This window comes from Actinomadura meyerae (assembly GCF_900188445.1).
Classification (GTDB): Bacteria; Actinomycetota; Actinomycetes; order Streptosporangiales; family Streptosporangiaceae; genus Spirillospora; species Spirillospora meyerae.
In genome coordinates this window covers 19,479-40,329 of the sequence record NZ_FZOR01000032.1, presented here as the reverse complement: position 1 = coordinate 40,329, position 20,851 = coordinate 19,479, and the positions used below count along the sequence as shown (strand labels likewise).

The 20,851-nt window shown below is 71.5% G+C and carries 19 protein-coding genes and 1 riboswitch; of the genes, 11 read left to right on the top strand and 8 right to left on the bottom strand.

What is annotated here, in order from left to right:
- Nucleotides 1-12: 12 nt before the first annotated feature.
- Nucleotides 13-1,071 (bottom strand): LacI family DNA-binding transcriptional regulator, encoded by a 1,059-nt coding sequence (locus CHF16_RS27720; protein WP_425427520.1) that lies wholly within the window; start codon nucleotides 1,069-1,071, stop codon nucleotides 13-15.
- Between the two features lie 463 nt (nucleotides 1,072-1,534).
- On the opposite strand from CHF16_RS27720, the gene CHF16_RS27715 reads away from it, so the two are divergent.
- Nucleotides 1,535-1,765 carry a transcriptional regulator gene (locus tag CHF16_RS27715; protein WP_021591725.1) on the top strand — a complete coding sequence of 77 codons (231 nt, stop codon included), beginning with the start codon at nucleotides 1,535-1,537 and terminating at the stop codon, nucleotides 1,763-1,765.
- Between the two features lie 224 nt (nucleotides 1,766-1,989).
- Here the strand turns inward: CHF16_RS27715 and CHF16_RS27710 are convergent, their stop codons facing one another.
- Nucleotides 1,990-2,970: a C40 family peptidase gene (locus CHF16_RS27710; RefSeq protein ID WP_245869341.1), complete on the bottom strand. Its 981-nt coding sequence runs from the start codon at nucleotides 2,968-2,970 to the stop codon at nucleotides 1,990-1,992.
- Between the two features lie 3 nt (nucleotides 2,971-2,973).
- Nucleotides 2,974-3,179: riboswitch (cyclic di-AMP (ydaO/yuaA leader) on the bottom strand.
- A gap of 155 nt (nucleotides 3,180-3,334) precedes the next feature.
- Between CHF16_RS27710 and CHF16_RS27705 the strand changes: the two genes are divergently transcribed.
- The 7 genes from CHF16_RS27705 to CHF16_RS27675 all read left to right on the top strand — a co-directional run bounded on the left by CHF16_RS27705 (nucleotide 3,335) and on the right by CHF16_RS27675 (nucleotide 11,156).
- The gene (locus CHF16_RS27705; RefSeq protein ID WP_425427518.1) at nucleotides 3,335-3,865 is read left to right on the top strand and encodes an amino-acid N-acetyltransferase; all 531 of its coding nucleotides are present in this window, start codon (nucleotides 3,335-3,337) and stop codon (nucleotides 3,863-3,865) included.
- Nucleotides 3,862-4,653 carry an RDD family protein gene (locus CHF16_RS27700; RefSeq protein WP_089329075.1) on the top strand — a complete coding sequence of 264 codons (792 nt, stop codon included), beginning with the start codon at nucleotides 3,862-3,864 and terminating at the stop codon, nucleotides 4,651-4,653. The genes CHF16_RS27705 and CHF16_RS27700 overlap by 4 nt, the downstream gene beginning before the upstream one ends.
- Nucleotides 4,654-4,660: 7 nt before the next feature.
- Nucleotides 4,661-5,311, top strand: coding sequence for an RDD family protein (locus CHF16_RS41555; protein WP_245869338.1), 651 nt, complete (start codon nucleotides 4,661-4,663; stop codon nucleotides 5,309-5,311).
- Nucleotides 5,312-6,523: 1,212 nt separating this feature from the next.
- The gene (locus tag CHF16_RS27690) at nucleotides 6,524-6,847 is read left to right on the top strand and encodes a histone-like nucleoid-structuring protein Lsr2 (protein ID WP_089329074.1); all 324 of its coding nucleotides are present in this window, start codon (nucleotides 6,524-6,526) and stop codon (nucleotides 6,845-6,847) included.
- 376 nt (nucleotides 6,848-7,223) lie between these two features.
- Nucleotides 7,224-9,758: an ATP-dependent Clp protease ATP-binding subunit gene (locus CHF16_RS27685; RefSeq protein ID WP_089329073.1), complete on the top strand. Its 2,535-nt coding sequence runs from the start codon at nucleotides 7,224-7,226 to the stop codon at nucleotides 9,756-9,758.
- 145 nt (nucleotides 9,759-9,903) lie between these two features.
- Entirely contained in the window at nucleotides 9,904-10,308 is a 405-nt protein-coding gene (locus CHF16_RS27680) for a VOC family protein (protein WP_245869335.1), read from the top strand.
- Between the two features lie 140 nt (nucleotides 10,309-10,448).
- Nucleotides 10,449-11,156 carry an ArsR family transcriptional regulator gene (locus tag CHF16_RS27675; protein ID WP_143228145.1) on the top strand — a complete coding sequence of 236 codons (708 nt, stop codon included), beginning with the start codon at nucleotides 10,449-10,451 and terminating at the stop codon, nucleotides 11,154-11,156.
- A gap of 156 nt (nucleotides 11,157-11,312) precedes the next feature.
- Here the strand turns inward: CHF16_RS27675 and add are convergent, their stop codons facing one another.
- Complete coding sequence (add, locus tag CHF16_RS27670) at nucleotides 11,313-12,308, bottom strand: adenosine deaminase (RefSeq protein ID WP_245869331.1); 996 nt, start codon at nucleotides 12,306-12,308, stop codon at nucleotides 11,313-11,315.
- 155 nt (nucleotides 12,309-12,463) lie between these two features.
- Between add and CHF16_RS27665 the strand changes: the two genes are divergently transcribed.
- Both CHF16_RS27665 and CHF16_RS27660 read left to right on the top strand, forming a co-directional pair.
- Entirely contained in the window at nucleotides 12,464-13,273 is an 810-nt protein-coding gene (locus CHF16_RS27665; RefSeq protein WP_089329070.1) for a GNAT family N-acetyltransferase, read from the top strand.
- A 14-nt stretch (nucleotides 13,274-13,287) separates the two neighbouring features.
- A complete protein-coding gene (locus CHF16_RS27660; RefSeq protein ID WP_218826867.1) occupies nucleotides 13,288-14,406 on the top strand; it encodes an NADAR family protein in 1,119 nt (372 codons plus the stop codon).
- Between the two features lie 39 nt (nucleotides 14,407-14,445).
- Here the strand turns inward: CHF16_RS27660 and CHF16_RS27655 are convergent, their stop codons facing one another.
- The gene (locus CHF16_RS27655) at nucleotides 14,446-15,324 is read right to left on the bottom strand and encodes an HhH-GPD family protein (RefSeq protein ID WP_089329069.1); all 879 of its coding nucleotides are present in this window, start codon (nucleotides 15,322-15,324) and stop codon (nucleotides 14,446-14,448) included.
- Between the two features lie 108 nt (nucleotides 15,325-15,432).
- Here CHF16_RS27655 and CHF16_RS27650 point away from each other — a divergent pair, with 108 nt between their 5' ends.
- Nucleotides 15,433-16,011: a hypothetical protein gene (locus tag CHF16_RS27650; RefSeq protein WP_245869328.1), complete on the top strand. Its 579-nt coding sequence runs from the start codon at nucleotides 15,433-15,435 to the stop codon at nucleotides 16,009-16,011.
- A 64-nt stretch (nucleotides 16,012-16,075) separates the two neighbouring features.
- Here the strand turns inward: CHF16_RS27650 and disA are convergent, their stop codons facing one another.
- From disA to CHF16_RS27630, 4 genes are all read right to left on the bottom strand, one after another.
- Nucleotides 16,076-17,158, bottom strand: coding sequence for a DNA integrity scanning diadenylate cyclase DisA (disA, locus tag CHF16_RS27645; protein ID WP_089329068.1), 1,083 nt, complete (start codon nucleotides 17,156-17,158; stop codon nucleotides 16,076-16,078).
- 113 nt (nucleotides 17,159-17,271) lie between these two features.
- Nucleotides 17,272-18,705 carry a DNA repair protein RadA gene (gene radA, locus CHF16_RS27640; RefSeq protein ID WP_089329067.1) on the bottom strand — a complete coding sequence of 478 codons (1,434 nt, stop codon included), beginning with the start codon at nucleotides 18,703-18,705 and terminating at the stop codon, nucleotides 17,272-17,274.
- Between the two features lie 247 nt (nucleotides 18,706-18,952).
- Nucleotides 18,953-20,011 (bottom strand): alpha/beta fold hydrolase, encoded by a 1,059-nt coding sequence (locus tag CHF16_RS27635; RefSeq protein WP_089329066.1) that lies wholly within the window; start codon nucleotides 20,009-20,011, stop codon nucleotides 18,953-18,955.
- A gap of 34 nt (nucleotides 20,012-20,045) precedes the next feature.
- Nucleotides 20,046-20,744: a class I SAM-dependent methyltransferase gene (locus CHF16_RS27630; RefSeq protein WP_089329065.1), complete on the bottom strand. Its 699-nt coding sequence runs from the start codon at nucleotides 20,742-20,744 to the stop codon at nucleotides 20,046-20,048.
- Nucleotides 20,745-20,851: the final 107 nt, after the last annotated feature.

Genomic DNA, 20,851 nt, shown 5'->3' with positions numbered 1-20,851 from the left:
AGGTGAGCGGGGTTAAGCGCTTTCGCGGACCACCAGCTCGGGACGCTGGACGACCTGCCGGTGCTGGTGCGACTTGCCCTCGCCCAGCTCGGCCAGCGCCAGCTCGGCGGCCTCCCAGCCCAGCTCGCGGCGCGGCTGCCGGATCGTGGTCAGCGGGACGGCGGCGCTCGCGGCCAGCTCGATGTCGTCGTAGCCGATGACGGCGATGTCGTCGGGGACGCGGACGCCGAGCCGGGTCAGCTCGTTGATCAGCCCGATGGCCAGCAGGTCGTTGGCGCAGAACACCCCGTCCGGCCGCGGGGACATGGCCAGGACCTCGTGGGCCGCGGCCTGGCCCTCCGTGGGGCTCAGGGCGTCCTGGACGAGCGTGGCGGGCTCGCCGAGGCCCGCGTTGGCGAGCGTCCGGGCGGCGCCGTCGCGGCGCTCCACGCAGGGCTGCGGTTCCGGGACGCCCGTTACGAACACGACGCGCCGGCGGCCGATGCCGAGCAGCCGCTCCGCGGCGATCTCGCCGCCCGCGACATGGTCGACCCGCGCCGAGCACGCGTCGGCCGAGTCGCGGTCGATCACCACCACGCTCATGCCGGCGGCGCGCAGCCGGGTGATGTCGCCCGGCTCCCCGCCGACGGGGATGATCAGGACTCCGGCGGCCTGCTGCTCCTCCAGGAGCTGCAGCGAGCGGCGCTCCTTGGCGGACGAGTGGTCGCTGGAGAGCCAGAGGGCGTCGTGGCCCGCCTCGTTGAGGGCCGCCTCGGCGCCCCGCGCGACATCGGACGCGTAGGGGTTGGCGAGGTCCTCGACGACGATGCCGAACGCGCGGCGCGGCTGGTCGCCGAACTCGCCCGCGGTGCGTTCGGGGCGCCGCCGGAGCCGCCGCGCGGACTCGTTCCGCACGAATCCGAGCTCCTCGATCGCCGCGCGCACGCGGTCACGGGTAGCTTCGGCCACGAGGTCTGGCCGGTTTAGGACATTCGAAACGGTCCCAACTGAGACTCCAGCCCGCCTCGCCACCTCACGAATACTGGTCTGTGGCAACTCGCTCCTCGTCCCGCCCCGGGAGTGTTTCCCCAGGTAGTGGAGTTATGCACGGCATAGCGCCGATCATGCGGCTACATACCGTCACGGATCGGCCGCACACCGCATTTGAACAGCGCTTGACGGGCCGGATCCGGCCGCCTAGCGTTCCGAGCCGAAGCGTAGCTTGAAACGATTCACGATCTTGCTCAGCGGCAAGATGCGGCGAGTCCGACGAGTCCGACGAGGAGGGCCGGATGCGGATGGCTGGCGATCTCATCCCGTCTCCCTCGGACGACCAACGAGTGAATCGTCACCCGGAGTTCCCCCGTAAGACCCCGCAATCGGCCAGGCGGCCACCTCCGGCCAAGCTCGTGAGACAGCAAAGGAACCCGATGATCTAAGTCCGGAGGGCTCCGGACCCGGCAACCCAACGCGCGTACAGATCGAGGCCCAACCCGTGCCTGTGCAGCGGACGGCTGCATCCCCGCGGTCATCACCACGGACGAGGGAGGACGGAGTGGAAACAGCCACACTCGCACGTCGTGGCACCGACGATTTCGGGCTGAGCGAGGAGGAGATCCGGCTGCTCGCCCAGATCGCGAGCGGTGTCACCGCCGATGTGGCGGCACGCAAGCTGGAGCTGAGCGCACGGACCTTGCGGCGCCGGTTGCGGACGATCTGCGACCGGCTGGAGGTCAACACCCCTATCGAGGCCGTGGTGTGGGCGGCCCGGAGGCAGCTCATCTAGCCGGCTTGACCCCCCGACGCTCGCCAGGGGACGGGCGAGCGTCACAGCGAGACCCAGGCGGCGAACAGAACGAACTCCGTCCGACCCCGCAGCGGCGGCGCCGGCGCCCTGGCAGGTAGGTCCCTGCAGGCGGCGTCGCCGCGGACGGCGTTCGAACTGACAGCGCGGCCGACAGGGCTGGCGATGGGGCGGGCAATGGGGTGGGCAACGGGGCGGGTGCCGGGTCAGGCGACCCGGACGCCGCCCGCGAAGGGGCGCCCGTCCATGGAAGCGATCTTCACGACGTCGCCGGTGTGCGGCGCGTGGATCATCTTGCCGTTGCCGATGTACATCCCCATGTGGTGGAGGTCGGCGTAGAAGAACACGAGGTCGCCCGGCTGGAGCTGGCTGCGCGACACGTGCGCGCCGGCGTTCCACTGGCTGCCGGTGTAGTGCGGCAGGTTGATGCCGACCTGCTTGTACGCCCACATCGTCAGGCCGGAGCAGTCGAACGTGCTCGGCCCGGAGGCGCCCCAGACGTAGGGGCGGCCGAGCTTGCTCATCGCGTACCGCAGCGCCTGGGCGCCCTTGCCGGTGCCGACGACGGGGAGCTTCGCGAGCTGGGACGGGTCGCGCTTGACGATCGTGCCGCGGACCTTCTCGTAGGCCTCGGTGACCTTCTTGCGCTGCGAGTCGAGCTGGGTCCGCAGATCCTTGACCTGCTTGGCGCGCGACTCGGCGGACTTGCGCGCGCGCTGGGCGGCCTGCATCGCCTGCATGAGCCCGAGGACCTTGGTGCTGTCGCGCTTGGCGAAGTAGTTGAGGGTGGCGGCCTGGTCGAGGACGGCCTGCGGGTCCTGGGAGGCGACGAAGGAGACCGTCGGGTCGGAGCCGCCCTGCATGTAGCTGGTCGCGGCGAGGGCGCCGACCTTCTGCCGGATCGCCTGGAGCGACTTCTCCTGCCGCTCGGCGTTCTCGGTGGCGACCTCGGCGGCGCGCTTGGACTGCGCGAGCTTCACCTTCAGGCCGTTGTACTGCTCGGTGAGCTGCTCCAGCTGGTCGGCGAGCTTGAAGGCCTGGGAGCGGAGTTCCTTGGTGGACGGCTCGGGGTCGGCGTGCGCGGTGGCGACGGTGCTGGGCGCCGCCGTCAGTGCGATGAGCGCGCCGGCCACGGTGACCGCGCGGCCGCGGAAGCGTGGAAGGGAAGCAGGCCGCGAGTGCTGCACGAGTTCTCCTCTCCTCAACCGCCTACCGGGTTAGCTGACGGGTTGGGGCCGGAGCAGCCCGTCCGCGAGCGTGCGCACCCCAGGCCGCGACGCTGCGGATTCACCCCTGACGGCCATGCTTCGCGGGCGGCCCCGTAAGCGCTCCGAAAGTGGGTCCCCGGCTCCCCGGGGCGCTGGTTTGCGGCCCGCGGACTCGGCGGTTCGGCCTCCGTCCTGCGGAAGGCCGATGTCAGCGATGGACACTAACGGAATGCGGATCGGATGCCAACCAGAACCCGCGAAGTCGCAGGTCGGCCGGGCGGGGCGCGGCGCGGCGCCCGGCCGTCGCCGCCCATCGGGAGCCGTTCGATAATCTCGCCTGTTTGTGGAGGTCGTGATCCGGCGTGCCCGTACCGCCGACGTTCAGGAGATCCGCAGGCTGGTCGATCTGTACGCCGGGTCGGGGCGACGCCTGCTGAAGAAGTCGACGGTCAAGCTGTACGAGGACGTCCAGGAGTTCTGGGTCGCCGAGGACCTCCGGCACGGCGAGCCCGGGCCGGTCGTGGCCTGCGGGGCGCTGCACGTGATGTGGGAGGACCTCGCGGAGGTCCGCTCGGTGGCCGTGGACAAGGGGTACGGCGGACGCGGCATCGGCCACCGCATCGTGGCCCGCCTGCTGGACACCGCACGGGAACTCGGCGTGCGGAGGGTGTTCTGCCTTACCTTTGAAGTGGACTTCTTCGCGCGCCACGGCTTCGAGCAGATCCTCGGGACGCCGGTGTCGCCAGAGGTGTATGAGGAGCTTCTCCGCTCTTACGACGAAGGCGTGGCAGAGTTCTTGGACCTCGACCGGGTCAAGCCCAATACGTTGGGCAACACCCGGATGTTGCTTCGCCTGGAGGACTGCCCCAAATGAGCAATTCCCCCCGCCGCGGACGGCGCTACCAACCTCCGCAGGGCCAGGGTTCCCACGGTGCCCCGCCCCCGTACCAAGGCTCCCAGTGGCAGCAGCCACAGCACCAGCAGCAGTGGCAGCAGCCCCAGCAGGATTGGGGGCGCTCGTACGAGCCGTCCTACGACCAGTACGGCGACGCCCACGGGGGCTATGGCGGTTCTCACGGCACTGAGATGGAGCTGGCACCCATCCACCGCCGGGCAGGCGCCAGGATCATCGACAACGCCCTCGTGGCCGTCTTCGGGTTCGCGCTCATCCTGCCCGTGACGATCGCCGCGTTCGGCCTCGGCGGTGACGGCACCGACGACGACGAGGGCGGCATCTGGAACTGGCCCATCATCTTCACCCTGTTCTTCGTCATGTCGGTGCTGCCGTTCCTCTACGAGGCCGTCCAGCTCTCCATGTGGGGGCGGACGCTGGGCAAGCGGGTCATGGGGCTGGGCATCGTGCAGGCCCGTCCGGCGGGCGAGCCGATGAACACGACGCAGGCGGTCTGGCGCGCCGGGGTCGTCCACGTCGGCTACCAGGTCGGTGTCTTCTTCTTCCTCGTCCTCGCGGTGATGGTGTGGGAGTACGCCGCGTACGGGATGGCGCTGGTCTGGGTGGGCGGGCTGATGGCCTACCTGTGGGCGATCTGGGACCAGCCCCTGCACCAGGCCCTGCACGACCGCTTCGCCGGCACGCTCGTCATCGACGAGCGCGGCACGTACGAGGGGTACGGCGACCAGTACACCGAGTACGCGGAGTAAGGCCGCGATGGCGGTCTCCCTCGCCGACCCGGGTCAGCGCCTGCTCGCGCGTGTGGTCGACACGCTCATCGTCGGTGTGCCGGTCATCGTCATCGTCCGCGAACTCGTGTCCGGGCACACGGTGGACGTCGTCGCCCCGCCCGCGGTGGCCGGGTGCATGCTGCTCTACGAGGCGGTCCAGTTGGCTCTCTGGGGCCGGACCCTCGGCAAGCGCTTCGCGGGCATAGAGGTCGTCACAGCAGTGGGGAGCGCGTCCGCCGGCCGGGCGAGCTTCCTCCCGGCGTCCGTGCCCGGATTCGTGCCCACCGCCGAGCCCGAAGAGGGGGCGGCGCGCACGGACGCCTCAGCCGCGCCCTCGCCCGATTCCGCCTCCGAGGACGCTCCGGAGGCCACCGGCGGGCGGACGGGCGCCGAGAGCGCCGCTGAGGCGGTGGAAGCCGGTGCCCGTCCCGGCGTTCTGCAGTGCCTTCTGCGCGCGGCGGTCTATTCGCTGCCGATCGCGATGCGCCCGATTCCCGTGGCCGGTGTGCTGGCGAGCGTCTTCTGGGTCGTGAACGCCGGGGTCATCTTCGAGGGGACGCGGCGCCAGGCCGTCCATGACAGGGTCGCGGGGACGCTGGTGGTAAAGCGCGGAGCGCCCGATTCCGGGGCCTTCTGAGGGCCGCTCACGCGCGCGCGGGCACGATCACGGCGGCTCGAAACCCCGGGCTTCCGCATCCGGGTGCATCGTGCCACGAGGCTAAAAGCTGGCTTCTACATGCTTTGTGGAGAGATGGCCGGGTCTGTTTCGGACGCCGAGCTCGGGCGGGGCAATCCCAGCTCGTTCTGGTTACGGCCCTGAATCGAGCGGGGATCTGTCTCGTCCCGGATGCCGCCTCCGGATTGAATGCCGCTTCCGCCGCCCTTGCCGCGGCGCCCGCGGGGGTCGCTCGATAGCGGTACTGGACTTACTCTGGATGGGACGGGTCTCACCCGGAACGGACTTTCCCGTGCCGATGCGCGCCGCGCGGTGGACGGGGCGGCGTTCGTCCCGGGCGGTCCCGGCCGAGCGGTTGTGGAAGTGGACGGCAGGCGGTCGGATTGTGCCTCAATCTCCTGATTCCCCGGCTGAACCGTGCCCCGCCCGCGCCACCCGGGGATCCGGCCGGCGACTTCCGCTCCCATCGCGCCGGAGCCGATTTTCGGCCCGCCTCCCGGTCCGGTTATCTCTCCACATCCCCGGGTCAGGGCGATGATCTGTACATTCCGTCGCCGGTCGATCTCCCGTTCATACCCGTCCGCATACCGGCCGCTTGCGCGCCCATACGCGGTTCCGCGCGGCATCGGGCGTTCTCTCGCGGGCGTCCGGTGTCGTCCCTGGTCCCCGGCGGCCTGCGCCCTCCGAGGAGCGGCGGGAGGCCCGCCGATTCGCCCCCGGCGGGCGGGTTAGCGCGGTTTGAGCGGCGCAAATCTCCGGCGGCGGTGCCGGCGTGCACGGGCTGTTAAGGTCCGATCAGGGACTTTTCGTCCGAGGCGGCTCCCGCGCCGGAAAGCCGCAGCTCCCGCAAACCCGGCGGCCCGAGCCGCGCAAACCCGGGCCAAAGCGCATGCCCCCGCCCAGGTCAGCGCGGCGCGCAGTGACACCGGTCACGCCGCGAAAACCTCCGGCCGCGTCCCGGCGGCCGCAAATTAGCGGGTCCCGGCGCGCCGCCGGTCTCGCGCGTCCCACCGGCGCTCCGGAAACGACGAGGCCGATTACGCGCGGTCACCGGCGGAAGGAGACTTCCGTCCCAGTGCGGTTCATCGGGAGTGCTGGAATTGTCATCCGCGGACTTCTCGGTATATCTTTGTCAACCGATTGAAGTTTGCTCCAGCCGAAAGGTCTGTCCCCATGGCACAGAAGGTTCAGGTGCTTCTCGTCGACGACCTCGACGGTGGCGAGGCGGACGAGACCGTAGCGTTCTCGATCGACGGCGCCTCCTACGAGATCGATCTGAGCAACACCAACGCGACGAAGCTGCGGGAATCGCTGCAGCCGTTCGTGGAGAAGTCCCGCAAGGCGGGCACCGTCTCGCGCCGCCGCCGGCAACGCGGCGCGTCCAGCCGGGAGCGCAGCGCCGAGATCCGTGCCTGGGCCAAGAACAATGGCATCAAGGTCAATGAGCGCGGACGCATCCCGGCCCACGTGATCGAGCAGTACGAGGCGGCCAACTGAGCCGCTCGCACGCCGCGGCCCGTCTCCGTTAGCGAGGCGGGCCGTTCGCATGCGCGGACCCGTTCGCTTCTGGCGTAGCCGGAATGGGGTTCGGTCCGGACGCGGCGCGGTACAGAGGCGGCGCGGGCGGAACTCCGGCCCCATTCGGAAGGTTCGCCCCGCGCCCCGATCGACCTGCGGAAAGCCCCCGTTCGCTTGCGGCGTAGCGGGAACATGACGCACCGATGCGGTAGTTGGATGAGACTGAACAGCGCTTAGCTGGGGAACGTCTCCTGGTGGGAGTGCACCGGGCGGCCTCCTCGGGGCGGGCTAGCATGCGGAAGGACAGTTCCGGACGTTCCGGACTCTGCCCAACCGCTCTGTGAGGAGCGACGAGATGTTCGAGAGGTTCACCGACCGCGCGCGGCGTGTTGTCGTCCTGGCTCAGGAGGAGGCCAGGATGCTCAACCACAACTACATCGGTACCGAGCACATCCTCCTTGGCCTGATCCACGAGGGTGAGGGTGTCGCTGCGAAGGCTCTGGAGAGCCTGGGGATCAGTCTTGAGGCGGTCCGGCAGCAGGTCGAGGAGATCATCGGCCAGGGCCAGCAGGCGCCATCGGGGCACATCCCGTTCACTCCGCGTGCCAAGAAGGTGCTGGAGTTGTCGCTGCGCGAGGCGCTGCAGCTGGGCCACAACTACATCGGTACCGAGCACATCCTCCTCGGGCTGATCCGCGAGGGCGAGGGTGTCGCGGCACAGGTGCTGGTGAAGCTGGGCGCCGACCTGAACCGGGTGCGCCAGCAGGTGATCCAGTTGCTGCACGGCTACCAGGGCAAGGAGCCGGCCGCGTCCGGCGGTCCCTCGGAGTCGGCCCCCTCCACCTCCCTGGTGCTCGACCAGTTCGGCCGCAATCTCACCCAGGCGGCGCGGGAGAGCAAGCTCGACCCGGTGATCGGCCGGGACAAGGAGATCGAGCGGGTCATGCAGGTGCTGTCCCGCCGCACCAAGAACAACCCGGTGCTGGTGGGCGAGCCCGGCGTCGGCAAGACCGCGGTGGTCGAGGGCCTGGCGCAGAAGATCGTCAAGGGCGAGGTCCCCGAGACCCTCAAGGACAAGCAGCTCTACACGCTGGACCTCGGCGCCCTGGTCGCCGGGTCGCGCTACCGGGGCGACTTCGAAGAGCGCCTGAAGAAGGTGCTGAAGGAGATCCGCACCCGCGGCGACATCATCCTGTTCATCGACGAGCTGCACACGCTGGTGGGCGCGGGCGCCGCCGAGGGCGCGATCGACGCGGCCTCCATCCTGAAGCCGATGCTGGCGCGGGGTGAGCTGCAGACCATCGGCGCCACCACGCTGGACGAGTACCGCAAGCACCTGGAGAAGGACGCGGCGCTGGAGCGGCGCTTCCAGCCGATCCAGGTCGCCGAGCCGTCGCTGTCGCACACGATCGAGATCCTCAAGGGCCTGCGGGACCGCTACGAGGCCCACCACCGGGTGTCGATCACCGACAGCGCCCTGGTGGCCGCGGCGCAGCTGGCCGACCGCTACATCAGCGACCGGTTCCTGCCCGACAAGGCGATCGACCTGATCGACGAGGCGGGCTCGCGGATGCGCATCCGCCGGATGACCGCGCCGCCGGACCTGCGCGAGTACGACGAGAAGATCGCCGACGTGCGCCGCGACAAGGAGTCCGCGATCGACGCGCAGGACTTCGAGAAGGCCGCCGCGCTGCGCGACTCCGAGAAGCAGCTGCTGGGGCAGAAGGCGCAGCGGGAGAAGGAGTGGAAGGCCGGCGACATGGACGTCGTCGCCGAGGTCACCGACGAGCTGATCGCCGAGGTCCTCGCCACCGCCACCGGCATCCCGGTCTTCAAGCTGACCGAGGAGGAGTCCACCCGGCTGCTGCGCATGGAGGACGAGCTCCACAAGCGCGTCATCGGCCAGGAGGACGCCATCCGCGCCCTCTCGCAGTCGATCCGCCGCACCCGCGCCGGTCTGAAGGACCCGAAGCGTCCCGGTGGCTCGTTCATCTTCGCCGGCCCGTCCGGCGTCGGTAAGACCGAGCTGTCCAAGACGCTGGCCGAGTTCCTGTTCGGGGACGAGGACGCGCTGATCCAGCTCGACATGTCCGAGTTCATGGAGAAGCACACCGTCTCGCGGCTGTTCGGCTCCCCGCCCGGCTACGTCGGGTACGAGGAGGGCGGCCAGCTGACCGAGAAGGTGCGGCGCAAGCCGTTCTCGGTGGTGCTGTTCGACGAGATCGAGAAGGCGCACCAGGACATCTTCAACAGCCTGCTGCAGATCCTGGAGGACGGCCGCCTGACCGACGCCCAGGGCCGCGTCGTGGACTTCAAGAACACCGTGATCATCATGACCACGAACCTGGGGTCCAAGGACATCTCCAAGGGCGTGTCGATGGGCTTCGCCCGGCAGAACGACGAGCAGGGCTCGTACGACCGGATGAAGGCCAAGGTGTCGGAGGAGCTCAAGCAGCACTTCCGGCCCGAGTTCCTGAACCGCGTCGACGACACCGTGGTGTTCCACCAGCTCACCCCGAAGGAGATCATCCAGATCGTGGATCTGATGATCGCCAAGGTGGACGAGCGGCTCCGCGACCGCGACATGGGCATCGAGCTGCGGCAGGAGGCCAAGGACCTGCTGGCGATCCGCGGCTACGACCCGGTGCTCGGGGCCCGGCCGCTGCGCCGCACGATCCAGCGGGAGATCGAGGACACGCTGTCGGAGAAGATCCTCTACAGCGAGCTCAAGCCCGGCCAGATCGTGATCGTGGGCACCGAGGGCTTCGACCCCGAGAACAAGGACTCGGCCGAGAACGCCAAGTTCACGTTCAAGGGCGTGCCGAAGCCGACCGGGGTCCCGGACAGCCCGCCGCCCATCGAGGGCGCGGTCAACTTCAACAAGGACTGACCCGCAACCGCATAGGCGACGCGCGAGGGCCCGTGACCGGAACCATCCGGCCGCGGGCCCTTCCGCGTGCGGCGGGGGCGCATGCGCGGTGGATCGCCGGGAAGCATCCGGCCCGACCAGTGATCCGAGAGATGCAGGAGCAGTGTTGAGCCCCTCACCACGGATGGCCCTGTCCGCCCCCGTCCTGGACGCCCCGGACCCGCACGCGCTGGCGGGCTTCTACCGGCGCCTCCTGGGCTGGACGATCGTCCAGGAGCACGCGGACTGGGTGAAGCTCCGCCCGCCCGGCGGAGGCACCGGCCTGTCCTTCCAGACGGAGCCGCTCTACAGCGCCCCGACCTGGCCGGCCACCGAGAAGAGCCAGCAGATCATGGCCCACCTCGACTTCGAGGTCGACGACCTGGAGGCCGCCGCCGAGCGCGCCACGGCGGCGGGCGCCGTCCTGGCGGACGTCCAGCCCGACGACGACGTCCGCGTGTTCCTCGACCCGGCCGGGCACCCGTTCTGCCTCTTCCTCCCGGAACCGGAGAACCCGCCGGCCCCCGCCTGAGATCCGGCCCGGCGCCGCGGAACGCCGTCGCCGGCCCGCCGGTTATCCACAGCTTCCGATTTCCTCTCCCCGGGGCCCCGCCGTCCGCGACGCTTCCGGTGGACGGCGGAGATGTCGGAGGCGAGGCATAGTGTTCGAACATGCGATCGAATATGGTCGGGGCGGCGGCGGAGTTCCGGCGGCGGCGGGCGCAGGTTCCGGTCGGCGAGGCGCGGATGGCGGAGGCGTTCCTGCGGGACGTGCGGGCCCGGGCACCGGAACGCCTCCCGATCTTCCGGTCGCGGCTGCAGGGCGAACTGCTCGCGCGGCTGCTGCTGGGGCCGTCCCGCGAGATGTCGATGCTCGACCTCGCGGTGATGCTCCGCACCGACCTCGCGTCCGTTATGCGCGAGGTGGAGCGGCTGGCACGGGCGGGCATCCTCACCCTCCGCCGCGGCATGGCCGGGCGGCTGGTGGCGCGCGACGCGGGCAGCCCGCTCTACCGGCCGCTCGCCCACCTCCTCATGCTGACGTTCGGCCCGGCGGCGGTGGTGGCGGAGGAGTTCGGCAGGCTCCCGTCCGTCCGGGAGCTCTACCTCTTCGGCGCCTGGGCCGAGCGCTACGAGGAACCAGGCGGTGAGCAGGCCGGCGATGTGGAGGTGCTGGTAATCGGCGACCTGGCACCGGACGCGGCGTTCGACGCGGCCCAGGAGTCGGCCGCCAGGCTCGGCATCCCCGTCCACCCCGTCGTCCGCACGCTCGCCCAGTGGGCGGACGACACCGACCCCTTCCTCCGCGAGATCCGCACGGGCCCCCTTTACGCGGTCCGGAACGATAGCCTCGCAGTCCACCCGGACCAGACGCCGTGAGGGCCACCCGACCAACCCGTGACGCTCTGCGCGCCCGCTGACGCCGTTTGCCCCCTGGCCCCTGTGCGCCCGCTGATGCCGTGTGCGCCCGCCGACGGCGGTTCAGTCCGCGGGCGGTCGGGTGGGTGGGCGCTCGGCGGGTGGTGGAGTCGTGGCTCAGGGGTGGGCCAGCCAGGTGTCGATCTCCTCGTGGATGCGGGACTTGGTGGCGAAGGGAGCGTAAGAGGCTTCGACGGCTGCTCCGGCGAGGTCGGCGAGGGTGGGGTCGTCGTAGCCGAAGGTGTCGCGGACGCGGGCGTACTCGGTGGCGAGGGAGGTGTCGATCAGTGCGGGGACGTCGGTGTTGATCGTGACGACCAGGCCCGCGTCGAGGAGGCGGGGGAGCGGGTGCGCCTCCAGGGACGGGGCGAAGCCCAGCGCGACATTGGAGGACGGGCACACTTCGAGCGGGATGCAGCGTTCCCTGACCTCGGCGACGAGATCCGGGTCGTCCAGGATCCGGATGCCGTGGCCCAGGCGTTCGGCGCGCCCCGGGCCGAGGGCCTGGCGGATGCTCGCGGGGCCCTCTCCCTCGCCCGCGTGGTGGACGATGTGCAGCCCGGCGTCGCGGGCGGCGGCGAACACCTCGGTGAACGGGTCCCCGGGGTGCGCCTCGTCGCCCGCGAGCCCGACGGCGACCACGCGGTCGTGCCGCCGGGCGAGGTCGAGCGTCCGCCAGGCCCGCTCGACGGACCGGCGCCGGGAGTGGTCGAGGATGAGGCGGCACTCGATCCCGAATGCCTCCTCCCCGGCCTCCAGGCCCTCCAGGACGGCCCGCAGGGGCATGGCCAGGTCACCGAGCCGCTCACCGTGTCCGGCGGCCGTGAAGGACACCTCCGCGTACCGCACGCCCTGGGCGGATTCGTCCGCGCAGAACTCGTAGGCGATCCGCCGGAAGTCGGCGGGGCGCCGCAGGCAGGCGCGGACGAGGTCGTTCTGCGCGAAGAAGGAGGTGAAGTCGCCGAACGTCCCGGTGTGCTCGGGCACGTCGACGCCGTTGGCCGCGCCGATCTCCCGGAGCGTCTCCCAGCGGACGGTGCTCTCCAGATGGACGTGCAGGTGCGCCTTGGGCAGGCTCACGAGGTCACGGGGCGGGGTCGTCAGATCGGGCACGGCGGTACGGTACGGCGCCGCGGTCCGGGGCGACCAGCGAATATCCGCCGAAACGGGGTACAGGCGGGCTGGTCCGTCGCCGGGGCCTGGTTCGTGGCTGGGCGGGCCATGATCTGTGGCCCGGGCGGGAGATGGCCCGTGGCTAGGATCGCCGGGTGAAGGTCCGATCCCTCGCTTTCCGTACAGATCTGCTGATCCGCCGCTCGGCCGGCTCCGTCATCGCGGATCACCCGTCGCACCTGGTGGTTCGGACGCCCGCCAACCCGCATTTCTGGTGGGGCAACTTCGTGCTCGTCGCTCCGGAGGCGCTACCGGACGCGCCGGCCCTCTTCGCGACGGAGTTCCCGGACGCGTCCCACCTGGCGATCGGAGTGGACGGAACCGAAGGGGACGCGGGCCATCGCGCGGAATGGGAACGGCTCGGGATCACCGTCGAGACCGACGCGGTCCTGACGGCCTCGGCGCTGCGCGCCCCTGTGCCGCCGGAACGAGTGGTCCTGCGCCCGCTGACCGAAAGTGATTGGGGGCAAGCGGAGCAGCTGCGGCGTGCGTGCGATGAGTTGGGGCCGTCGGAGAAGAACACCGCGTTCCGCACGGCGAAGCTCGCCGAGGAACGGCGGCTGTGCGAGGCGGGCGACGCCGTCTGGTTCGGCGCGTTCGTGGACGGCGTGATGCGCGCCGGCCTCGGGGTCGTCCACGACGGCCAGGGGCTCGCCCGCTACCAGCACGTCGAGACCCATCCCCGCTTCCGGCGGCGCGGCCTGGCGTCCTCGCTGGTCCACTTCGCCGGAACGGAGGCCCTGGCGCAGGGGGCCCGGACACTCGTGATCGTCGCGGATCCGGAGGGCGGGGCGATGCGGATCTACCGAGCGCTCGGTTTCGTCGAAACGGAGCGACAGGTCAGGCTCCAGCGCGCGGTGGGCACCGCGCCGGCGGGTCCGGCCGCCGAGCCCACCGGTAGTTGAGGAGTGTTTCCGAAGTGAAGCGGATCTATCGCGTCGAGGACGGGCGTCGCATCGAGGGTGTCGCGCGGCCGATCTTCATCCACAACATGTCGTACCACCTCGCCGACCTCCTGATCTACGCGGACGGCGCGATCAACTGCTGGGACTGGGTCGACCTGGACGGGCTGCGGGAGAAGCTCGACTGCGGCTGGGTGGTGACGCAGGTCCCCGAGGGCGGCGAGATCAGCGCGTACGAGCTGGGGCGCTGGAAGGCCGCCGAGCCGATGTTCGGTCTCACGGCGGAGATGCTGCTAGGCGAGGTGGCGGACGACATCGAGCGGTTGAACGGCCGTCCCGACTCCACCGACCGGTGCCTGGCCGTCCTGGACCGGTACCTGGAGTCGCGGGACGAGGCCGACCGCCTGGCGCTGCGGGAGGCCTACCTCGCGATCCCGGAGCACAAGCGGCACTACGCGCTCGGCGACATGGACAACAAGGACCGTCCGCTGATCTACCTGTGCACCGACATCGGAGAGCCCCCGATAGGCGGATGGTTCGACGACGACGAGATCACCGAGGCCATGCGCGAATGGGCGCTGAGGTACTTCGCCGAACGGGACCGCGTTCGCGCGGAGTACGCGGACAAGCAGCCCGCCGACGGCCCGGCGGAGCCGGTGGCGGGGACGGTGCACTTCGGCGGGCGCGTGTATCCGAAGGGGTTCCCGCAGGACGCCGGAATCGATGCCCTGCAGAACGACTACCCGCGCCCGATCGAGGTCGAGGGCGTCGTCTACTCGTCGGTGGAGCACGCCTACTGGGCGCTTTCCACGGACGACCCCGCCGCCCGTGAGCGGATCCGTTCGGCTGAGCGGGGTATCGACGCCCGGCTGGCCGCCGAGGAGGTACCCCGCGTCCAGGGGTGGGCGGAGGCGCGGACGGCGGTGATGGCCGGGCTCCTGCGCGCCAAGTACACGCAGCACCCTGATCTGGCGGAGACGCTGATGGGCACCGGTGACGCGTCCCTCGCCTACAACGGGATGGAATCCGACCACTGGAGGACGCGCGGCAGCGCCGGTCGCAACTGGGTGGGGCGGCTGCTGGAAGTCGTCCGCTCCGAACTGCAAGCGGAACGCGCGGGGATCCCGCTCCCCTGACACCGGCGGCGTCCCGTCGGGTTGTGCGCGGCGGGACGATCAGTGGGGGAGGGCGTAGCGGCCGTCGTCCAGAGGGTCGACCAGGCCGTCGGCGATGAGGGCGTCCAAGGCGCGCTCGCGCTGGACGGCATCCGACCACACGACGTCGAGGGCCGGTTTCTCGACCGGGCCCTCGGCGTCCCGCAGGACGGCGAGGATGCGGCCGCGGCACTGGCGGTCGGTGCCCGCGTAGGTCTGGCCGCGGCGCGGGGGCCCGTCGTGGGCGGGGCGTCCGGCGGCGTGCCAGGCGCACTTGTCGAGCACCGGGCAGTCGACGCAGCGGGGCGTGCGGGCGGTGCAGACGAGCGCGCCCAGTTCCATCGCCGCGACGGCCCAGCGGGCGGCGGTCGGCGGGTCGGGCGGCAGGAGGCTCTCCGCCAGCTCGACCTCCGCCCTGGTCTGCGACTTCGGCGGGTACTCGACGCCGGAGACCAGTCGGGCCAGCACCCGCCGGACGTTGGTGTCGAGGACGGCGTGCCGCTGCCGGAACGCGAAGCTGGCGACGGCCGCGGCCGTGTACGCGCCGATGCCGGGCAGCGCCAGCAGGTCGGCGTGGGAGGACGGCACCTCGCCGCCGTGCCGTTCGGTGATCGCGCGGGCGGACTCGTGGAGGCGCAGGGCCCGGCGCGGGTAGCCGAGCCGCCCCCACGCCCGGACGGCCTCCCCGGACGGTTCGGCGGCCAGCGCGGCGGGGGTGGGCCAGCGGGCCATCCAGGCGTCCCAGACGGGCAGGACGCGGGAGACCGGGGTCTGCTGGAGCATGATCTCGCTGACCAGGACGCCCCACGGGGTGGCGTCCGGCGCCCGCCACGGCAGGTCCCGGGCGTTCGCCTCGTACCAGGCGAGGATCGGGGCGGTGTAGAGGGAGTTCAGGTTCATGGCGCGCGGCCATTGTGGCACGCGGCGGGTCGTCCCCTCGTTCCGGTCCGCCGAATGCATACTGCCCGTATGTTTCCGAATACTGGGCGTCACTCGGGTGGTTCTGGGTTGGACCAGTACTGGCGGCGTCGCGCGGTCGCCCTGGCCGCGGTTCTGGGTGCGGTCGGCCTGGTGGCCTGGGCGTGCGCCGGGACGGGCGGGGACGAGCAGGTCCGGAACGCGGGCGCGGCCGAGAGCACGAGCCCTCCGCCGCCGCCCACCGCGATGCCGACGGTGACGGTCACCACGACGGCCACGCCCCGCCCGGCCCCGGTGCGGGACGGCGGCCCCTGCGACGGCGATGACCTGGTCGTCAACATGTCTGCGCAGCAGAGCACCTACAGCGGTTCCGAGCGGCCCGAGTTCAGGGTCACGGTCGTCTACACGGGCCAGGGGGCCTGCAAGTTCGACACGAGGTCCCTGGACGTCCGCATCACGTCGGGCTCGGACCGCATCTGGTCGTCCGCGGGCTGCCGCCGCGGTACCGCCGCCAAGGAGACGCTCCGGCGCGGCATCCCGTACGTCGACACCGTCGTCTGGGACCGCACCCGGGGCTGCAAGGGCAACGCGGTGGCCCGTCCCGGCACGTATGTGGCCCGGTTGAAGGGCGCGACGACCGGCGGAAAGCAGATCTTCCGCCTCCGCTGAGCACGCGTGCGCGGGAAACCGGCGCCCGTGCGCGCGGCTCGGACCATGCGCGCGTGCGCGCGGGTCAGACGTAGCGTTCCAGGATGGAGGACTCGGCGAGGCGGGAGAGCCCCTCGCGGACGCTGCGGGCGCGGGACTCGCCGACGCCGCCGACGGCCTGGAGGTCGTCGATGCTGGCGGCGAGGAGCTTCTGCAGGCCGCCGAAGTGCTCGACGAGCCGCTCGACGACCATGCTGGGCAGCCGCGGCACCTTGGCGAGCAGGCGGAAGCCCTTGGGGCTGACGGGCAGGTCGAGGGCGTCCGGGCCGGCGAAGCCCATCACCTCGGCGACCGTGGACAGGTCGAGGAGCTCGTTGGCGGACAGGGTGTCGAGGGACGCCAGGATGGCCGCGACGCCGCGGGCGCGGGTGTCGTCGGACGGGTAGTCGCGGACGATCAGCTCCCGGTCGGCGTCGACGCCGGAGACCAGCTCGTCGAGCTGGAGGGACAGCAGCCGCCCGTCGGTGCCGAGCTCGACGACGTAGCCCTCGATCTCGTCGGCGATGCGCCGCACCATCTCCAGGCGCTGGACGACGGCGCTGACGTCGCGGACGGTGACGAGGTCCTCGATCTCGAGGGCGGAGAGCGTGCCGGACACCTCGTCGAGCCGCAGCTTGTAGCGTTCGAGCGTCGCCAGGGCCTGGTTGGCCTTGGACAGGATGGCGGCCGAGTCTTCGAGGACGTAGCGGATGCCGTCGAGGTACAGCGCGATGATGTGCATCGACTGGCTGACGGAGATGACGGGCAGCCCGGTCTGGCGGGCGACGCGCTCGGCGGTGCGGTGCCGCGTCCCGGACTCCTCGGTCGGGATGGTCGAGTCGGGCACGAGGTGGACGGCGGCGCGGACGATGCGGCTGTGGCTGTCGTCCAGGACGATGGCGCCGTCCATCTTGGCGAGTTCGCGCAGGCGGGTCGCGGAGAACTCGACGTCGAGCTCGAAGCCGCCCGTGCACAGCTCCTCGACCGCCTTGTCGTAGCCGAGCACGATCAGGCCGCCGGTGTGGCCCCGGAGGATCCGCTCCAGTCCGTCGCGGATCTGGGTGCCCGGGGCCACCGCTGCCAAGGTGGCGCGGCGTCGCTCGTCATGACCCTTGTCGTGTGATGGCACCTGACCCCCGGAGGTCGCTGGACGGCGTCAGTTTACCGAGGAGGGCCGCGCGCCGGTTCCTCCCCAGGTCGCAAGCGTGCGTTGTGTGGAGTAATACTCTGGCGTGACCCGGATCACGGGGCCGTAAACGCGACCTGGAGCGCCTGTTTCAGGCTGTCGACCTCCATCACCTTCATGCCCTCGTAGCTGGTGAGCTGCGGATCGGCGCGCTTGAGCGGGGACCCGTCGGCCAGTTCGAGGGACCCGCGCGGGACGACGGCGTGCTTGAACCCGAGCCGGGCCGCCTCGGCGAGCCGCCGCTGGACGCCGGGCACGACGCGGACCTCTCCGGCGAGGCCGACCTCGCCGAGCGCGATCAGGCTGGTCGACAGGGCCTGCTCGACGGTGGAGCCCGCGACGGCGAGCGCGAGCGCGAGGTCGACGGAGGTCTCGTTGAGCCGCACCCCGCCGACCGTGGAGACGTACACGTCCTGCTCGTGCATGGAGATCTTGCAGCGCTGCGCGAGGACGGCGAGGACCATCGCGACGCGGGAGGTGTCGAGCCCGGACGTGGCCCGGCGCGGCGCGGGCAGGTGCGACTTCGCGACGAGCGACTGCACCTCGGCGACCAGGGGGCGGCGGCCCTCCAGCGTGACGGTGACGCAGGTGCCGGGGACGGCCTCGTCGCGGCGGGTGAGGAACAGGCCGCTCGGGTCGGGCAGCCCGACGATGCCGACCTCGGACAGGTCGAAGCAGCCGAGCTCGTCGGTCGGCCCGTAGCGGTTCTTCACGGCGCGGATCATGCGGAGCCGGGAGTGCCGGTCGCCCTCGAAGTACAGGACGACGTCGACGAGGTGCTCCAGCAGGCGCGGCCCGGCGATCGCGCCCTCCTTGGTGACGTGGCCGACGAGCACGACGGTGATGCCGCGCTCCTTGGCGACCCTGATCAGGTTGGCGGCGACCTCGCGGATCTGGGTGACGCCGCCGGGCGCGCCGTCGGCCTCGGACGTCCCGATCGTCTGGATGGAGTCGACGACGAGCAGCGCCGGCTCGACGGCGTCGATGTGCCCGAGGATCGCCGACAGCTCGGTCTCGGCGGCGAGGTAGAGCCGGTCGGTGATCGCGCCGACCCGGTCGGCGCGCAGCCGTACCTGCTCGGCGGACTCCTCGCCCGTCACGTACAGGACGTTCTTCGCGGCGCCGTCACCGTTGCCCTCGTTCCCGGTCGAGGCGAGCGCGGCGACCTCCAGCAGCAGCGTCGACTTGCCGATGCCCGGCTCGCCCGCCAGCAGCAGGACGGCGCCGGGCACGATGCCGCCGCCGAGCACCCGGTCGAGCTCGTCCAGCCCGGTGGGGCGGGTCTTGGCGGACCGGACGTCCACCTGCCCGATCGGCCGGGCGGGCGCACTGACGGGGCCAGCGGACACGACCCGCGCGGGCGTGGCGGACGCCGCCTCGGTGACCGTCCCCCACGTCTGGCACTCGCCGCAGCGCCCCACCCACTTGGACGTCTGCCACCCGCACTCCGAGCACCGGTAGGCCGCCTTGGCCGTCTTCGCCTTCGCCATGCCACGGAAGCGTAGAGCCCCCGTCCGACAACGCCCCACCGCAATGATCGGCCCCCGCCACGAACGTGCCCCAGGGTGGACACGGGTCGGGCGGCCGGAGGGCGCTCTGGCGCCCGTAGGTCGCACGACCCGCCGAGCCGGGCGACCGGAGCGACACGTCAGCGAGCCGCACGGTCAGAGTGACCCGCACTGTGGCGTGAGGATCGACCGGCTCGTGACGGGGGTTCCAGGGGGTCGCGCCCCTGGGCTAACACAGCTTACGGGCTCGTTCGATCAGGTCGCCCAGGTGGTCGGAGACTGTGCCGGGGCGTTCCATCATGGCCATGTGGCCGGCGGTCGGGACGACCTCCAGACGGGCGGACGGGACGCAGGAAGCGATCTTGAGGCTGTGCTCGACGGGGGTGAGCATGTCGTTCTCGCCGCCGATGACGAGGGTGTCGGCGCGGCCGAGGGCGGCGCAGTCGCTGATCACGTCGGTGGTGATCATGGAGCGGAGGAAGGCGGCGAAGGCGTCCATGCGGGTCTCGGTCATCATCTGCTCGGCGAACGCGACCGCGGCGGGGCTGGCGTCGGGGCCGAAGGCGACGAGGTCCTCGACGAGGGTGGCGGCGTCGCGGCCGAGGTGGCGGACCCTCTCGACGGCGCCGGAGCCGGCGCCGACGGCGCCGAGGGCGCGCGGCAGGACGCGGTGGGTGGTGCGGGCGAGCAGCGCGGGCATGCCGAGGGTGATCTCGGAGAGCCCGCCGGACGAGGTGCACAGCAGCCCGGTGGCGAGGATCCTGCGGCCGATCAGCTCGGGGTGCTCGTCGGCGTAGCGCATGATCGTCATGCCGCCCATGGAGTGGCCGACGAGGACCACGGGCGTGCCGGCGGGGACGGTCGCGGCGATGACGGCGGCGAGGTCGGCGGCGAGGCGGGTGACGGAGTAGCCCTCGCGGTCGCCGCCGTCGGAGCGGCCGTGGCCGCGCTGGTCCCAGAAGACGAGCCGGCCGAGGCCGCGCAGCGCCTTGCGCTGGAAGTGCCAGGAGTCCTGGGTGAGCGTCCAGCCGTGCGAGAACACGACGGCGAGGTCGGTGCGGTCGTCGCCGTCGATCTCGGCGTACAGGCGGGTGCCGTCGTCGGCGCGGACGGGGACGGGCCGTCCGCGCAGGGAGCCGAAGGGCTCGCCCGCGAACGGGTCGGGGCGCAGCTGGAGGCGGCGCATCGCGCGGCGCTGGGCGACCAGCCCGGCGCCCGCGCCGGCGGCCCCGGCGGCGGTGGCGGCCAGCAGCCCGCCGAACGCTCTCCCGGCAGTGACACGGCCCATGTCGGTCCTCCCGTATGACCAACTAGTCAGTAACTCAGTGGCAACGCCACCACAAATTCACGGCATAGTCCACCTCCAGACCAGGATGCTCGCGCAGGCAGGCGTCCGCGAGGTCCGGCGGGAACTCGATGCGCAGTACGGCGGCGAGGTCGTCGCGGTTCTGGAACGACCACCGGATCGTCAGCGGCTCCCGGGAGAAGCCGCGGCGCGTCCAGAACCGCTCGACCGCCCCGGGGTCGTACTTCGGCAGGCTCCGCCGGAACCAGCGGCCGAACGTGGAGCGGGTGGCGTCGTTGTCGATGACGAACACGGCCCCGCCGCGCCGGACGACCCGGTCGAGCTCGGCGAGGCCTGGTTCGCAGCCGGGCCCGAAGAAGTAGGCCCAGCGGGCGTGCACGACGTCGACGGAGGCGTCCGGGAGCGGCAGCGCCTGCGCGGCGCCCACGCGGACGGTGACGTTCGGCAGGTCCCCGGCGCGGCGCGCGGCGGCCGCGGCCAGCCCGGCGTGCGGCTCCACGCCGACCACCCGGCGGGCGTCGGCGGCGAAGAACGGCAGGTGGAAGCCCGTCCCGCAGCCGACGTCGAGGACGTCGGCGCCGGTCCACGGGCGGATCGCGCGCATCGCGGCGGCGAGGACGCCGTCCGGGTCGACGGCGCGGTTCTCCAGCTCGTAGACCCGCGGTGAGTTCCAGATGTTGGGGCTCGGCACGGCGCCCGGCGCGATATCGGCCACGGACGCAGAGCGTAACCGCCTCCGCGCGGGCGATGCGGGGCCTCGCGCGGCGACGCGTCCAGGATCACTCCGGCCGGTTGTTTCATCCGCGCCGCCGCCGCATAGGC

Coding starts and splice junctions, on each gene's coding strand:
- CHF16_RS27635 (WP_089329066.1), bottom strand. CDS start 20,011: ATGGGCCGTGTCACTGCCGGGAGAGCGTTCGGCGGGCTGCTGGCCGCC.
- CHF16_RS27685 (WP_089329073.1), top strand. CDS start 7,224: ATGTTCGAGAGGTTCACCGACCGCGCGCGGCGTGTTGTCGTCCTGGCT.
- CHF16_RS27690 (WP_089329074.1), top strand. CDS start 6,524: ATGGCACAGAAGGTTCAGGTGCTTCTCGTCGACGACCTCGACGGTGGC.
- CHF16_RS41555 (WP_245869338.1), top strand. CDS start 4,661: ATGGCGGTCTCCCTCGCCGACCCGGGTCAGCGCCTGCTCGCGCGTGTG.
- CHF16_RS27655 (WP_089329069.1), bottom strand. CDS start 15,324: ATGAACCTGAACTCCCTCTACACCGCCCCGATCCTCGCCTGGTACGAG.
- CHF16_RS27675 (WP_143228145.1), top strand. CDS start 10,449: ATGCGATCGAATATGGTCGGGGCGGCGGCGGAGTTCCGGCGGCGGCGG.
- CHF16_RS27700 (WP_089329075.1), top strand. CDS start 3,862: ATGAGCAATTCCCCCCGCCGCGGACGGCGCTACCAACCTCCGCAGGGC.
- radA (WP_089329067.1), bottom strand. CDS start 18,705: ATGGCGAAGGCGAAGACGGCCAAGGCGGCCTACCGGTGCTCGGAGTGC.